A 15,717-nucleotide genomic window follows, 5' to 3' on the forward strand; every position below is an offset into this window, starting at 1 on the left:
TTATTCCGCAACAAGGCGGCTGATGATCACGCTGACCTCTGGCTTTTTGCCGATTTCAGCCTGAACAGATTGGCGGATGGCGCGGCGCACCGCCTCTTCAATCTTGTCGTCATCACGGGTGATCTTGCGATCCAGACGCGGCAGAAGATCGGCCAATTCATCCTCGAGCATCTCGGTTAAACTGCCATGGCCATTGCGCAAATGATCTGGCAGACCACGCAGCTCGACCCATGCATCTTCAATCAAGCTGTCATCCTCATCGACAATCAGCGCCGCAATCACGAGGCCGTTTAGGGCCAGTTTCATGCGATCACGGATCACCCCGTCATAGGCGCCCACCCGTGTGCTGCCATCTAGGTAATCGCGCGCGACCTCGACATATTCCACCGCAGCGGGCGCATTGCCCGACAATTCCAACATTGTGCCATTTGGCGCTACAAGGCCAAGCATTCCCTTTTCCGTGGCAAGCCGCGCATGTTCGCGCAAATGGCGGAATTCACCATGATTGGGCACAAGGATACGTGGACGCAAAATATCATGCATCTTTTCCAAATCGGGGCGATTGGCATGGCCCGACACATGGAAAAAGCCTGATTGTTCATCCACAATCTCTACCCCGATTTCTGCAAGCGCGTTTTGAATACGCCCCACGGAAACCTCATTGCCCGGAATTGTTTTGGATGAGAACAGGAACATGTCGCCCTCTTTCAGCTCCATCCCCAAATAAGAGCCGCGCGATAGGGCCGCCGAGGCTGCCCGCCGTTCCCCCTGACTGCCTGTCACAATCAGCATGAGGTTTTCGCGTGGGATATCGCGGGCCTCCTCAACTGACACGGTCGAGGGGAAATCAGTCAGCACGCCCGCCTCGACCGAGGCGCGGATCATGCGTTGCATTGCACGGCCCAGCAGACAGACGGAACGGCCATTGGCCACCGCGGCATCGGCCAAGGTTTTCACCCGCGCAACATTGGAGGCAAAGGTGGTCGCCACCATCATACCCCGCGCGCGCCCAATCAGCGCTGTGATGGGTTCTGGCAACTGGCTTTCGCTGCGCCCCTCATGGCGCGAAAACACATTGGTGCTGTCGCAGATATAAGCCAAGACCCCCTTCCCTGCGATCTCGCCCCACATGGCTTCGTCAAAGGGTTCGCCGACCATCGGGTTCGTGTCGATTTTGAAATCACCCGAATGCACCACACGGCCATGTTCAGTGTCGATAACAAGGCCCGAGCTTTCAGGGATGGAATGCGAGACGGGGGCAAATTGCACCTTGAACGGGCCTGCTTCCACCACTTCGGGATAGGCCCCAACGACCCGCACCTGATCAGGGTCGTGACCCGCCTCCTCCAATTTGCGGCGCGCATGGATGGCCGTGAAATTACGGGCGTAAACAGGCGCGCGCAGGCGCCCCCACAAATGGCCAAGGGCGCCAACGTGATCTTCATGGGCGTGGGTGATGAAAATCCCCTCAAGGCGATCTGCGCGTTCTTCCAACCACGCGATATCAGGCAGGATCAGGTCAACGCCCGGTTGACCATCCATGTCGGGAAAGCTGACGCCGCAATCGACAAGGATTAAACGCTCCGCACCTTGTTCTCCAACACCATAGACATATGCGTTCATTCCGATCTCACCTGCCCCGCCAAGGGGAAGATAGATCAGCCTGTTTCGATCGCTCATCAGCTTGCCTGTTCCTCGTTATATTTATGGATCACGGTCAGACCATGCATGGTCAGATCATCTTCGATCCTGTCAAACAACACATCGCCCGTAGAGAAGAGCGGCGCAAGCCCCCCTGTCCCAACTATCCGCATCGGGCGGTCGCGCTCGGCGCGAATGCGGTCACAAATACCACGCACAAGGCCCACATAGCCCCAAAACACGCCCGACTGCATGCAGGCCACCGTATTGGTGCCAATCACCGATTGCGGTTTTGTCACATCCACATGGGGCAAGGCGGCGGCTGCGTGATGCAATGCTTCAAGGCTAAGGTTTACGCCAGGCGCGATAACACCACCCACATAAGCGCCATCTTCGGCCACAACGTCAAAGGTGGTTGCTGTGCCAAAATCCACCACAATCAAATCGCCGCCATGGCGATCATAGGCGCCCGCGGTATTGACCAAGCGGTCAGGCCCCACTTGCGTGCCTGCATCCACCCGTGGCAGCACAGGCAAGAGACACTCAGATTTACCAACCACAAGCGGGCGGCAGTCGAAATAGCGATCACACAACACGCGCAAGTTAAAGACCACGCGTGGCACAGTTGAGGAGATAATCACCGCGTCAATCTTGGGTTTTAGCCCATAATGATCCATCAGGGTCGAATACCAAACGTAATATTGATCTGCGGTGCGTTGATGCTCGGTTGCGGTGCGTAATGTGCACAGAAATTGCGCGCCATCCCATAGGGAAAACACTGTATTCGTATTGCCGCAATCCACGCAAAGAAGCATCTCGCACGCCCCCTAAAAATAAATATCCGCCGCCGCAATGGCACAAGGCCCGCTTGGCGTGGTTAATATCAGATTACCAGTTTCATCGACATCGTCAAAAACACCACGAATGTCCCGATTGGGCAAACGCGCCAAAATGACTTCGCCGCGCTTGGCGGCGTGGGTCAACCATGCGGCGCGCACAGGGGCAAAACCCTGCTGAGAGATCTGCGCCTCCCAGTGAGCCATGCGCGGGGTCAGGTGATCTAAAAATGTTTCAGGGTCTGGGCATTGGCCTGCAACGCTGAACAGATCAATAGGCGCAAGCGCGCCCTCCTCAAGGCCCGCCACATCTGGGCTGTGCCGAAGGTTCACACCGATGCCAATCACCAAATGCCCCTGCTGGCCCGCAGCGACCCCGTGGCTTTGCAGCAGGATGCCCGCGATTTTCTGACCATGAAGCAGCACATCATTGGGCCATTTTAAGGTCAATGCGTCAGGCGCCACATAACTGGCCAAAGCATCGCGCAAGGCCAGCGCCGCGGTGAACGAGCGCAAAGCTGCCTCTTGCGGGGGGCAGTTGAGTGGCAGGATGAGTGAGGCTGTGAAGTTACCACGGGGGGCGCGCCATGCCCGCCCCCGCCGACCATATCCCGCGTCTTGGGTATGGGCCAAAATCCATGTGGGTCGCTCTAGCGGCGCTGCGCGCAAGCGCCGCTCCGCTTCGGCCATGGTGCTGTCGACACGGGCCAAAATGACCCGTTCAACCGCCGTGCTGTCAGCGCACAAGTGCCTGCGCCGCGTTGGCCGCCAAGTGGTCAATCCCGAACAAATTCACAATGCCCGCAATCATGACCACAGCGGAAATCGTCAGGCCCAAGAATTGGATGATCGACATCCGCCCATCTAGGCCTTCGCGCGGTTCGCCAAAATACATGAAATAGACGATACGCAAATAATAGTAGGCGCCTATTACAGAGGCGATGACCCCTGCCACGGCCAACCAAACCAAGCCTGCATCAACAGCCGCGACCAAGACCGCGTATTTCGCGAAAAAGCCCAACATGGGTGGGACACCCGCGAGACTGAACATCAGCACCAAAACCGCCAAGGCCTGACCCGATTGCGCGGTGGCATAGCCATTCAAGGCAGAGATATCGGTGACGGGGTATCCATCTTTCTCCATCGACATGATGAAGGAGAACACACCAATATTCATGGTCACATAGATCGCCATATAGATCAGCATCGCCTCGACACCCTGCCCCGTGCCAGACGCCAGACCCATCAGGGCAAAACCCATATGCCCGATGGAAGAATAAGCCATCAGGCGTTTGATATCGGTTTGGCCAATCGCTGCAATGGCCCCGACAAACATCGACAAAACCGCCAAGGCCGCAACGATCTGCTGCCAATCGGAAATGGCCATGCCAAAGGCATCGTAGACGACACGGGCAAATAGGCCCATTGCGGCCATTTTCGGGGCAGTTGCGAAAAGGGCTGTCACAGGTGTGGGTGCGCCCTCATAAACATCAGGTGTCCACATATGGAACGGGGCCGCTGATACTTTGAAGGCCAGACCTGCCGCCATAAAGACAAGGCCAAACACCATGCCCAAAGACATACCCCCCATCGAGGCCTCGATGATGCCCGCAAAAAGCGTAGTTCCCGCAAAGCCGTAAACGAGGGACGCGCCATAGAGCAAAAGACCCGAGGAAAGAGCGCCAAGCACGAAATATTTAAGGCCTGCCTCGGTTGAGCGCACGCTGTCACGGCGCAAGGCGGCAACCACATAAAGGGCTAGGGATTGCAGCTCCAACCCCATGTAAAGCACGATCAAGTCGCCAGCGGACACCATGATCATCATGCCAACAACCGCCAAGGTGACAATCATCGGATATTCAAACCGACCAAGGCCCGATTTCTGCATCGCCTCTTGGCCTACGATCAAAATTACCGCCGCGGACAAAAGGATCACAATTTTGGCAAAGCGCGCAAAATCATCAACCACGATCATGCCACCAAAGCTGCTTGCATCGCCTTGACCTGTTGCCGCGACATAGAGCGCCATAATGGCGAAAACTGCGGCGGTCGCGTAGGTTAACGCAGGCGCCATGCCATCTTTGGTGGTGTAAACAGCCAACATCAGCCCCGCCATCGCATAGATGGACAGGACAATCTCTGGGATCAAAACTGCGAGGTCTGCGCCGATCATTAGAAATTCCTCAATGGCTGGCTGCAAGCGCAGTTGCGGGGGCAAACTCCGCAACGCTTGTGTGATAATTCGACAAAAGCGCCTCTACCGAGGGGCCAATAATATCGGTGACGAGGCTCGGATAGACACCCAATAGAATGGTCATCACCACCAATGGCGCGAAAATCGCCTTTTCGCGCGCGGTCATGTCGGTGATGGATTTCAGGCTTTCCTTGATCAGGTCACCAAACACCACGCGGCGATAGAGCCATAGCGCATAGGCCGCCGACAAGATCACGCCTGTTGCCGCCAAAAGCCCAATCAGCGTGTTCACATGGAAAACACCCATCAAGGTCAGGAATTCGCCGACAAAGCCCGATGTGCCAGGAAGGCCCACATTGGCCATGGTGAACAGCATGAACACCGCCGCATAAGCGGGCATCCGATTTACCAGACCACCATAAGCGTCAATCTCACGCGTGTGCATGCGATCATAGATCACGCCAACACAGAGGAACAACGCCCCCGAAACAAAGCCGTGGCTGATCATTTGGAAAATGGCGCCATCTACACCTTGTTGATTGGCGGCGAAAATCCCCATCGTCACATATCCCATATGCGCAACCGATGAGTAAGCGATCAGCTTTTTCATGTCTTCTTGCACCATCGCGACCAGTGAGGTGTAGATGATCGCAATCACAGACATCCAAAGCACCAATGGCGCCATGATGTCAGAGGCAACTGGGAACATTGGCAAGCTAAAGCGCAAGAAACCGTATCCGCCCATCTTCAGCAGGATTGCCGCCAGAACCACAGAGCCTGCGGTTGGCGCCTGAACGTGCGCATCGGGCAACCATGTATGGACAGGCCACATTGGCATTTTGACCGCAAAGGACGCGAAGAAAGCAAGCCAAAGCAACATCTGCATCCCACCTGCAATCTGCCATCCAAAGAGGCTGATGCCTGCCGCCGAGAATTCATGTGTCAGCAATGTTGGGATATCGGTGGTGCCGGCATCGATATACATCGCCACCATCGCCACCAGCATCAGCACCGAGCCAAGGAAGGTGTAGAGGAAGAATTTGAACGCCGCATAGATGCGGTTTTTGCCGCCCCAAATCCCAATAATCAGGAACATCGGGATCAGGCCCGCTTCGAAGAACAGGTAGAACAGCACCAAATCCAATGCCACAAAGACGCCGATCATCAGGCTTTCGAGAACCAAAAGCGCGATCATGTATTCTTTGACGCGATGCTCTACGCCCCAACAGGCAGCGATTGTAATGGGCATCAAGAATGTGGTCAGCAGAACGAATAGCACGCTGATCCCGTCTACGCCCAATTTATAGCTGAGGCCAAAGAGCCATTCGCGTTCTTCCACCATTTGGAAGCCCGTGTCATTCGCATCGAATTGCACAAGGATCGCCAAGGAGATCAGGAAGGTTGCGGTCGTGGCTGCCAGCGCCAAACGCTTGGCTCCAAGCTGTGCCGCCTCATCCTCGCCGCGCAAAAACAGCGCAAGGATGAGGGCCGCAACCATAGGCAGGAAGGTGACGATGGAAAGTAAGTTGTCCATGGAAATCCCTTAGCCTCCGATCGAAAGGCTGATCCATGTGATCAGTGCTACCACACCGACCACCATGGCAAATGCATAATGGAAAACGTAACCCGACTGCGCACGCCCTGCGAGGCGGGTTAGGAAGGGGATGATCCCAAGGGCAAGGCCGTTGATCCCCCCGTCAATGATTTTGGTATCGCCAAGCTTCCAAAAGACACGGCCAATCGCCTGAGCAGGGCGCACAAAGACCGCGTCATAAATCTCGTCAAAATACCACTTGTTCAGCAAGAACAGATAAAGCGGGCGGTTGACCGCTGCCCAACGGGCAGGAAGGCTTGGGACAGCGATGTAAAAGATATAAGCCACAAGAAGCCCGCCCAACATCGCGATAAACGGCGCAACTTTGACCCATTTGGGCACTTCATGCGCGTCACTGAGAACCGTGTTATCCGGGGCTTGGTGAATGGCCCCTTCACCAGGTGCGCCCGTAAAGACGTAGTGATGTTCAGCTTCGGCTGTGCCCTCATGCGTGGCGGCATGGGTGGCATCATGACCTGCTTCGGCCATGGCCGCATCGGTGTGACCTTCGGTGCCATGGGTTGCATCCCCTTCACCATGGGCCATCGCCTCAGCATAGGGGACGCCAAAGAATTTACCGACCTCATCTGGATGCCCAAAGAACGGCTTCAGCCAGATCATACCGGCAAACACCGCACCAAAGGCCAGAACGCCAAGCGGGATCAACATCACCACAGGGCTTTCATGTGCGTGATCATGCGTGTGCTTGTCACCCCGCGGAGTGCCAAAGAAGGTGAGGAACATCAAACGCCATGAATAGAAGCTGGTGAAGGCAGCAGCGATCACCAACATCCAGAAGGCGTAATGGCCCAAACCACCGCCAAAGGCATAGGCGCTTTCAATCACCGCGTCTTTGGACAGGAACCCTGCAAAGCCATAATAGGTCAGCGGGATACCAACGCCCGTGATAGCCAATGTGCCAATCAGCATGGCCGCGAATGTATAGGGGATCTTCTTCCGCAATCCGCCGTAATTGCGCATATCCTGCTCATGATGCATCGCGTGGATGACCGAGCCCGCGCCAAGGAACAGCATGGCCTTGAAGAATGCGTGGGTAAAGAGGTGGAACATCGCCACCGAATAAACCCCAACCCCTGCCGCAACGAACATATATCCCAATTGCGAACAGGTGGAATAGGCGATGACGCGCTTGATATCGTTCTGCACCAACCCAACCGTGGCCGCAAAGAACGCGGTCAGCGCGCCAAGGATGATGATGAAGTTTGTAGCATAGGGGGCGTATTCCATAATCGGCGACATACGGCAGACCAAGAAGACCCCCGCCGTCACCATGGTTGCAGCGTGGATCAGCGCGGATACAGGGGTCGGGCCTTCCATCGCGTCAGGCAACCATGTGTGCAGCAAGAGCTGCGCCGATTTCCCCATCGCGCCGATGAACAACAGCATTGCGATTGTATTGGCGGCATTTACCTCAAAACCGAGGAAGGCAAAGCTTTGCTCTGCCAATTCCGCACCCATCGGCAAAATCACATCGAATTGGATCGAGTCCGCCATCCAATACAGACCGAAGATCCCCAACAGGAAGCCGAAATCGCCAACGCGGTTGACGATAAAGGCCTTCATCGCCGCCGCACCTGCGCTTGGCTTGCGGAAGTAGAAGCCAATCAAAAGATAGGAGGCGACCCCGACCCCTTCCCACCCGAAAAAGAGTTGCAACAGGTTATCCGCGGTCACCAGCATCAGCATGGCAAAAGTGAAGAACGACAGATAGGCAAAGAACCGCGGGCGATAACTTTCGCCTTCGCGGAAATTGTCGTCATGCGCCATGTAGCCAAAGGAATAAAGATGCACCAGCGCCGAGACAGAGGTGATCACAATCAACATAATCGCCGTCAAGCGATCAATGCGAATGGCCCAATCCGTGAACAGGCTGCCTGATTCCACCCAACGCAGGATTGAGATGGAATAGGTTTCGCCATCAAACCCGATGAACACGGCCCAAGACAGGATCATCGACAAGAACAAAAGCGCGGTTGCAATGATGCAGGCGAGTTGTTCACCAAACCACCGCCAGCCAAAGCCAGCCAAAAGCGCGCCGATGAGCGGTGCAAAAAGCAGGATCGTTTCCATCGGCTCAGCCCTTCATATTCGAAACATCTTCAACCGCGATGGTGCCACGGTTGCGGAAGAAACAGACAAGGATCGCAAGACCAATCGCGGCCTCTGCCGCGGCGACTGTCAGGACGAACATGGTAAAGACCTGACCCGTCAAATCCCCCAAATAGGAGGAAAAGGCGACAAGGTTGATATTCACCGATAGCAAAATCAATTCGACTGACATCAGGATTACGATGACATTCTTCCGATTGAGGAAGATGCCAAAAATCCCGATCACAAAGAGCGCAGCCGCCACCGTCAGGTAGTGTTCCAGTCCGATCGTCATCTCGTCCCTCCGAGGGGGTTTCCCTCATGGTCATTCAATATTCTGCGGGGCCAAAAGCCCCGCTTATGTCACAGCCCTTGACCAGGCTTTACGTCTTTTAGTTCCATCGCTTTCGCAGGATCACGATACATTTGTGCCAAGACATTCTGGCGTTTGACGTCTACGCGGTGGCGCAGCGTCAGAACAATCGCGCCCACCATCGCAACCAACAAAACCAAACCTGCCAATTGGAACACCAACAGGTAATGATCATAAAGGATCATCCCCAAAGCTTTGGTGTTGTGCATCTGATCAATTGCGGGGGTTGGGTTGCCAAGGCGAGTATCAATCCCGTCTGAAAAGGCCCATGTGCCATAGGCAAGGCCCAGTTGGATCAACAAAACCACACCAATCAAAAGCGCGAGTGGCATATATTGCGCCATTCCCGCCTTAAGTTCGGCGAAATCGACATCCAACATCATCACCACAAAGAGGAACAACACCGCCACCGCGCCCACATAAACAATGATCAGCAACATCGCGACAAATTCAGCGCCCAAAAGGACGAACAAACCCGCCGCAGACAGGAAGCTGAGGATCAGCCACAGAACCGAATGCACGGGGTTGCGGGCCAGCACCACCAAAAGTGCTGCGGCAACCAGAACGGTTGAAAACGCATAGAAGGTGATATCGGCCACGCCCATATTTCAGTCCTCGCCTTCGTCAATGGCCGCTTTGGCCAGTTCCATCGCTTTGTTCATCGCAGGCACACCGCCAAACATCGCGGCCATGCCAATGGTCTCAGCAATCTCTTGCGGGCTTGCCCCTGCCTCGACCGCGTGGCGCACCGTCATACGGATTTGCGCCTCGGCCAATGCGCCCTGAACGGTCAGACCATGCAGGGTCAAAAGCAGCCGCGTTTTCGCGTCCAAACCCCCAGGATTGAATTGCTTTCCAAAGAAAGCCTCCATCATTTCGGCGGGCATGGTGGGCCACAGTTTATCAAGATTTGACGCAGTAATATTCGCCATGGCGGGGTTAACCGCCTTGAGGAAGTCCTGTGTCATCTCTTGCGTTTGGCGCATAAATGCCTCGAAAGGGTTCTGGGGGGACTCGTTACTCATTTTACACACTCACAGGTTCGGACTTACCGATACGGCGCGTCCAACTCTAGGTTGCGGGCAATTTCCGCTTCCCATCTCTCACCATTGGCCAGAAGTTTGGCCTTGTCGTAATACAGTTCTTCACGGGTTTCCGTGGCGAATTCGAAATTCGGCCCTTCAACAATCGCATCCACAGGGCAAGCCTCTTGGCAGAAACCGCAATAGATGCATTTTGTCATATCGATATCGTAGCGCGTGGTGCGGCGGCTGCCGTCCTCGCGGGGTTCAGCGTCAATCGTAATCGCCTGTGCGGGGCAAATCGCCTCGCATAATTTACACGCGATGCAGCGTTCTTCGCCATTAGGATAGCGGCGCAGCGCATGTTCACCGCGAAAACGCGGCGACAACGGCCCCTTTTCATGCGGATAATTGACGGTCGCTTTGGGGGCAAAGAAATACTTAAAGCCCAGCTTGAAGCCCTTAAAAAAGTCGACCAGCAAGAAATATTTTGCAGCGCGGGTATAATCGATCTGTGTCATCGTTCAGCCCCCAATTGCCCAACGGGCATATGCCCCACCAAAGAGTTCAAACTTTGCGAGGAAGGCGACCAAAACGACCCAAGCCAAAGACATAGGCAAGAACACTTTCCAACCGATGCGCATCAATTGGTCATAGCGGTAGCGCGGCACAACCGCCTTTACCATCGCGAAGAAGAAGAAGAATACGGCCATCTTGGCGACCATCCACAGCGCGCCATCTGCGACCCCTGGAATGGGCGACAGCCAACCGCCGAAGAACAACAGCGTCATCAGCGCGCACATCAAGAAAATTGCGATATATTCGCCGGCCATGAACAGCAAGAATGGTGTCGAAGAATATTCAACCTGATAGCCCGCGACCAGTTCCGATTCCGCTTCGGGCAGATCGAAGGGCGGGCGGTTGGTTTCGGCAAGCGCCGAGATGAAGAACAAAAACACCATCGGCAAATGCGGCAACCAATACCACGAGAACAGGCCGAAATCCCCGTCCTGCGCGCGCACGATATCGCCAAAGTTCAGCGATCCAGTCGAAATGATCACCCCAACGATGATCAGACCAATCGACACCTCATAAGAGATCATTTGCGCTGCCGAACGCAAAGAGCCAAGGAACGGATATTTCGAGTTGGACGCCCATCCCCCCATGATCACGCCATAAACCTCAAGCGAGGAAATCGCGAAAACATACAGGATTGCCACGTTCAAATCGGCCAAAACCCATGTATCGTTGAACGGGATCACCGCCCAAGCAATCATGGCCAAGACAAAACTGGTCATTGGCGCCAGAAGGAATACGGGGCGATCCGCACCTGCGGGGATCACGACCTCCTTCACGACATATTTCAGCGCATCGGCCACGGTCTGCAACAGGCCGAACACACCCACCACATTGGGGCCGCGGCGCATCTGAACAGCCGCCCAGATTTTGCGGTCGCCATAAACAAGGAAAAGTAGCGAAACCATCACAAAGCCGATCACAAGCAAACATTGTGCTGCGATGATCAGCATCATTCCGGGCGTGGTTGATAAGAAACCGTCCATGTCGTCCTCAAACCGTCGGTATGCCGTTATCCTGACAGGCCGCAACGATGACTTCTGCATCTATCGTCTGCGACCCGAGCGGGAGCGATGGCGAGATGGTGTAAACCGCATCTCCGCGCCAAATGCCACCCTCTTCGTATACATTTGTGCGCACATGTCGCGCAAAACCATATCCGCGGATCAGCGCATATTGCGCTGCCGCACATTTGGCATAGTCCTCGACATTACTTGTCGTGGCCGCGCCTGACATTTGCACGATGAAATTCACCAAGTCGTCGTCCAGTAGTCTTGTCTCTACACCGTCATAAAAAGCGGGTGGCCCTTGATCGTAACGCGGAATGGTCTGGCATCCCGCAAGGCCTAAGCCCGCCCATATCAGCCCCGCGATCATCATAGAACCCCGTTTCGAGATAATATGATGTAAATCGCGGAACATCATTTCTTCATTCAGCCGCCAGTGCGGCCGCATTACGCGCCTTTGCATTCGCCGATAGCTCGGCCATCAATTGGCTGGCACGGGCAATCGGGTTGGTTAGGTAATGATCTGCAATGGCCGATTTGAAATCTGCCTTGCCCAAGGCCTTTTGCGTCAGAGCCGCGCCTGAATTTGCGGGCAACTCGTCCACCATAGCCAAATGCGGCACGGCTTTCACCAAGGCCTGACGCAATTGGGTTTGGGTGTCGTAAGGCAATGTCGCGCCCAATTCAGCGGAAAGCGCGCGCAAAATCGCCCAATTTTCCTTGGCCTCATTGGGCGGGAAATTCGCGCGCAGCGCCAATTGCGGACGCCCCTCGGTGTTTACGAAGAGGCCATTTTCTTCGGTATAAGCCGCAGCAGGCAGAATGACATCCGCACGATGCGCGCCACGATCCCCATGGCTGCCTTGATAGATAACAAAGGCACCATCGGCGATCTCAACCTCATCTGCGCCGAGGTTATAGATGACATCCGCATCTTTTACCGCGGCGGTCAGCCCCCCCTTGGTAACAGCGCCCACATCCATCGCGCCCACGCGGGCCGCGGCCGTGTGCAAGACCAAGAGGCCCGATTTGGTTTTCTCAGCCAAGGCTTGCGCTGCGGCCAAAACCGCCTCGCCATCGGCCTCGCGCAGGGCGCCTTGGCCGATGATGACCAGTGATGCCTGCTTTGCGACCGCCCCTGCCGCACGGGACAAGGTTTTCTCCAAGGCCGCACGATCTGTGCCAAGATGTGCATAGTCATAGGTCAGATCAGCCGCTTCGCCGATCACCTCGACATTTGCGCCGCGCGCCCATGCTTTGCGAATCCGCGCATTGAGCACGGGGGCCTCGAGGCGGGGGTTGGTGCCAATGAGGATGATATGATCTGCGTGATCAATATCTTCAATCGCCGCTGTGCCCACATAGGCCGCGCGATTGGCTTCGGGCAATTTCGCGCCATCGGTGCGGCATTCTACAACGCCACCTTGACCCTCGATCATCTGTTTCATTGCGAAAATCGCCTCAACGGGGGCCAAATCACCCACGAGACCCGCAATTTTCTTAGCGCCTTTCAGCGCCTCGGCGGCTTTGGCCAAAGCCTCGCCCCACGTTGCTTTGCGCAATTTACCTTTTTCGCGGATATAGGGCACATCAAGCCGCTGGCGGCGCAGGCCATCCCACACAAAGCGGGTTTTATCCGAAATCCATTCCTCGTTCACGCCATCATGGTTGCGCGGCAGGATACGCATCACTTCGCGCCCTTTTGTATCCACGCGGATGTTGCTGCCAAGCGCGTCCATGACATCGATTGTCTCGGTCTTGCTCAACTCCCAAGGCCGCGCGGTAAAGGCATAAGGCTTGGAGGTCAGCGCGCCCACGGGGCACAGGTCGATAATGTTGCCCTGCAAGTTCGAATTCAGCGTTTCCCCAAGATAAGAGGTGATCTCTGCATCCTCGCCACGGCCTGTCTGGCCCATTTGGGTGATCCCTGCCACCTCAGTGGTGAAGCGCACGCAGCGCGTGCAGGAAATGCAGCGCGTCATATGGGTTTCGACCAAGGGGCCCAAATCCAAATCTTCTGAGGCACGTTTGGGTTCGCGATACCGGCTGAAATCCACGCCATAAGCCATGGCCTGATCTTGCAGATCACATTCACCGCCTTGGTCACAGATCGGGCAATCCAGCGGGTGGTTGATCAGAAGAAACTCCATCACCCCTTCGCGGGCCTTTTTGACCATAGGCGAATTGGTTTTCACCACAGGCGGCTGACCTTCGGGGCCAGGGCGCAAATCGCGCACCTGCATCGCGCAAGAGGCCGCAGGTTTGGGGGGGCCGCCTACAACCTCAACCAAACACATCCGGCAGTTGCCCGCGATGGAGAGGCGCTCGTGATAGCAGAAGCGCGGGATTTCGATTCCTGCCACTTCACAAGCTTGGATCAGGGTCATCGCCCCTTCCACCTCGATCTCATTCCCATCAATTACGATTTTTCTCAGGTCGCTCATGCGCGCGGTCCTTCGTTGGCCTCAGGGCGGGTCTGGAATTTATGCCCTGCAAATTCGCTTTTGGTGCCTTCTAACCCTCAATAAGCAATCTGCCAACGGCTGACTGCGAAGAAATTTCGTCGCGGCCCAATCTGCACATAGATTGGGCATCTTCGACAGTTGCTTCGCGCTCTGCCAGATAGGCCGCTGCTAGGGCACGGTATCGTGCTTTGTCAGCATCGCTATCGAGATAGTCTTCTAGCTCAGCACGCGAATAGCCCAAGGATATGCCGCGATCAACCAAGCTTTGTGCAAAAGCCCAAGCGCGCAGAATCCGCGCATTGATACTGTCACAATGATTGCGCACCAATCGCCCGATTGAGATGACCAAAAGACCCTCATGAATTTGGGGATCGTTGCGCAAGGCATCAAAGCGATCCTCAGCCCTTGCAGGCATCGCCGCAGCCCCCAAAAGCAGCGTAACGGCCAAGGCACGCATCATTGCGCGCGGGCCATTTCGTGGGGATTTGTGCATCTGCGTCACCATATTCAAATCAGGCCACATCGGGTGCCAGAGCGCAATTCACAAGCCCGTGCAGGGCTTAGGCCAAAGATAGATACAAAAACGGGGCCCCAAGGGCCCCGTTCTCTATCATTCTGCTGCAATCGCGGCACCGCGTTTTGATTTGATGCGATCTTCAATTTCATCACGGAAATTGCGGATCAAACCTTGGATCGGCCATGCAGCCGCATCGCCAAGCGCACAAATTGTATGACCTTCAACCTGCTTGGTCACATCAAGCAGCATATCGATTTCTTCAACCGATGCCTCGCCTTTGACCAAACGATCCATCACGCGCATCATCCAGCCCGTGCCTTCGCGGCAAGGCGTGCATTGGCCACAAGATTCGTGTTTGTAGAATTTCGACAAACGCCAAATCGCTTTGATGATGTCTGTGGATTTATCCATCACGATCACCGCTGCTGTGCCAAGGCCAGAGCGCTGTTCGCGCAGATAATCAAAATCCATGATGGCCTCGCGCATATCCTCACCACGGATACAGGGCACAGATGATCCACCTGGAATGACCGCCTTAAGGTTATCCCAACCACCGCGAATGCCGCCGCAATGACGCTCGATCAATTCCTCAAAGGTGATCGACATCGCCTCTTCCACGACGCAAGGGGTGTTCACATGGCCAGAAATCGCAAAAAGTTTTGTCCCCGCATTATTGGGGCGCCCAAAGCCCGCAAACCATTCAGCCCCACGGCGCAGGATGGTCGGCACAACTGCGATTGATTCGACATTGTTCACCGTGGTCGGGCATCCATAAAGACCCGCCCCCGCAGGGAAGGGTGGCTTCATGCGTGGCATGCCTTTTTTGCCCTCAAGGCTTTCAAGAAGTGCGGTTTCCTCGCCGCAAATATAGGCCCCTGCCCCGTGATGCAGGTATAGATCAAAATCCCAACCCGATTTCGCGGCATTTTTGCCCAGAAGGCCCGCATCATAACATTCATCAATCGCGGCCTGCAGGGCCTCGCGTTCGCGGATATATTCACCGCGGATATAGATGTAGCAGGCATGGGCCCCCATCGCGAAAGAGGCGATCAAACACCCCTCAATCAGCGTATGCGGATCATGGCGCATGATCTCGCGGTCTTTACAGGTGCCAGGCTCAGATTCGTCTGCATTCACCACCAAGTAGGAGGGGCGACCATCGCTTTCCTTCGGCATGAAGGACCATTTCAGACCTGTGGGGAACCCTGCCCCGCCACGGCCCCGCAATCCCGATGCTTTCATGATCTCAATGATTTTGTCACGGCCCAGCGCAATCAGGTCTTTGGTGCCATCCCAATGGCCCCGCGCCTTTGCGCCTTTCAGGCTGCGCTCATGCATCCCATAGATGTTGGTAAAGATGCGGTCTTTATCCTGAAGCATGTC

The 15,717-nt window shown here is 55.4% G+C and carries 15 protein-coding genes; all 15 read right to left on the reverse strand.

The genetic code is table 11. The features are described 5' to 3' along the window. Nucleotides 1-1,680: a ribonuclease J gene (locus I3V23_04900; GenBank protein ID QPI86311.1), complete on the reverse strand. Its 1,680-nt coding sequence runs from the start codon at nucleotides 1,678-1,680 to the stop codon at nucleotides 1-3. After that, on the reverse strand, nucleotides 1,680-2,456 hold the full coding sequence (locus I3V23_04905) for a type III pantothenate kinase (protein QPI86312.1): 777 nt from the start codon (nucleotides 2,454-2,456) through the stop codon (nucleotides 1,680-1,682). Before I3V23_04905 ends, I3V23_04900 begins: the two co-directional genes overlap by 1 nt. A 12-nt stretch (nucleotides 2,457-2,468) precedes the next feature. Further along, complete coding sequence (locus I3V23_04910; protein ID QPI86694.1) at nucleotides 2,469-3,167, reverse strand: biotin--[acetyl-CoA-carboxylase] ligase; 699 nt, start codon at nucleotides 3,165-3,167, stop codon at nucleotides 2,469-2,471. A 46-nt stretch (nucleotides 3,168-3,213) separates the two neighbouring features. Beyond that, nucleotides 3,214-4,650 (reverse strand): NADH-quinone oxidoreductase subunit NuoN, encoded by a 1,437-nt coding sequence (gene nuoN, locus I3V23_04915; protein QPI86313.1) that lies wholly within the window; start codon nucleotides 4,648-4,650, stop codon nucleotides 3,214-3,216. A gap of 10 nt (nucleotides 4,651-4,660) precedes the next feature. Continuing rightward, nucleotides 4,661-6,205, reverse strand: a complete 1,545-nt coding sequence (locus I3V23_04920; GenBank protein QPI86314.1) for an NADH-quinone oxidoreductase subunit M — start codon at nucleotides 6,203-6,205, stop codon at nucleotides 4,661-4,663. 9 nt (nucleotides 6,206-6,214) lie between these two features. Next, complete coding sequence (nuoL, locus tag I3V23_04925; GenBank protein ID QPI86315.1) at nucleotides 6,215-8,356, reverse strand: NADH-quinone oxidoreductase subunit L; 2,142 nt, start codon at nucleotides 8,354-8,356, stop codon at nucleotides 6,215-6,217. Nucleotides 8,357-8,360: 4 nt separating this feature from the next. Continuing rightward, a complete protein-coding gene (gene nuoK, locus I3V23_04930) occupies nucleotides 8,361-8,669 on the reverse strand; it encodes an NADH-quinone oxidoreductase subunit NuoK (protein QPI86316.1) in 309 nt (102 codons plus the stop codon). Nucleotides 8,670-8,737: 68 nt separating this feature from the next. Continuing rightward, nucleotides 8,738-9,352, reverse strand: coding sequence for an NADH-quinone oxidoreductase subunit J (locus I3V23_04935; protein ID QPI86317.1), 615 nt, complete (start codon nucleotides 9,350-9,352; stop codon nucleotides 8,738-8,740). A gap of 3 nt (nucleotides 9,353-9,355) precedes the next feature. Further along, nucleotides 9,356-9,772: a carboxymuconolactone decarboxylase family protein gene (locus tag I3V23_04940; protein QPI86318.1), complete on the reverse strand. Its 417-nt coding sequence runs from the start codon at nucleotides 9,770-9,772 to the stop codon at nucleotides 9,356-9,358. A 23-nt stretch (nucleotides 9,773-9,795) separates the two neighbouring features. Beyond that, on the reverse strand, nucleotides 9,796-10,290 hold the full coding sequence (gene nuoI / locus I3V23_04945) for an NADH-quinone oxidoreductase subunit NuoI (protein ID QPI86319.1): 495 nt from the start codon (nucleotides 10,288-10,290) through the stop codon (nucleotides 9,796-9,798). 3 nt (nucleotides 10,291-10,293) lie between these two features. After that, nucleotides 10,294-11,331, reverse strand: coding sequence for an NADH-quinone oxidoreductase subunit NuoH (gene nuoH, locus I3V23_04950; protein ID QPI86320.1), 1,038 nt, complete (start codon nucleotides 11,329-11,331; stop codon nucleotides 10,294-10,296). Between the two features lie 7 nt (nucleotides 11,332-11,338). Next, nucleotides 11,339-11,725 (reverse strand): hypothetical protein, encoded by a 387-nt coding sequence (locus I3V23_04955; protein ID QPI86695.1) that lies wholly within the window; start codon nucleotides 11,723-11,725, stop codon nucleotides 11,339-11,341. 49 nt (nucleotides 11,726-11,774) lie between these two features. Continuing rightward, nucleotides 11,775-13,796 (reverse strand): NADH-quinone oxidoreductase subunit G, encoded by a 2,022-nt coding sequence (locus tag I3V23_04960; protein ID QPI86321.1) that lies wholly within the window; start codon nucleotides 13,794-13,796, stop codon nucleotides 11,775-11,777. A 70-nt stretch (nucleotides 13,797-13,866) separates the two neighbouring features. Next, nucleotides 13,867-14,310 carry a DUF5333 domain-containing protein gene (locus I3V23_04965; protein ID QPI86322.1) on the reverse strand — a complete coding sequence of 148 codons (444 nt, stop codon included), beginning with the start codon at nucleotides 14,308-14,310 and terminating at the stop codon, nucleotides 13,867-13,869. Between the two features lie 117 nt (nucleotides 14,311-14,427). Continuing rightward, on the reverse strand, nucleotides 14,428-15,714 hold the full coding sequence (gene nuoF, locus I3V23_04970; protein ID QPI86323.1) for an NADH-quinone oxidoreductase subunit NuoF: 1,287 nt from the start codon (nucleotides 15,712-15,714) through the stop codon (nucleotides 14,428-14,430). Nucleotides 15,715-15,717: the final 3 nt, after the last annotated feature.

The organism is Rhodobacterales bacterium HKCCA1288, from assembly GCA_015693905.1.
Classification (GTDB): Bacteria; Pseudomonadota; Alphaproteobacteria; order Rhodobacterales; family Rhodobacteraceae; genus M30B80.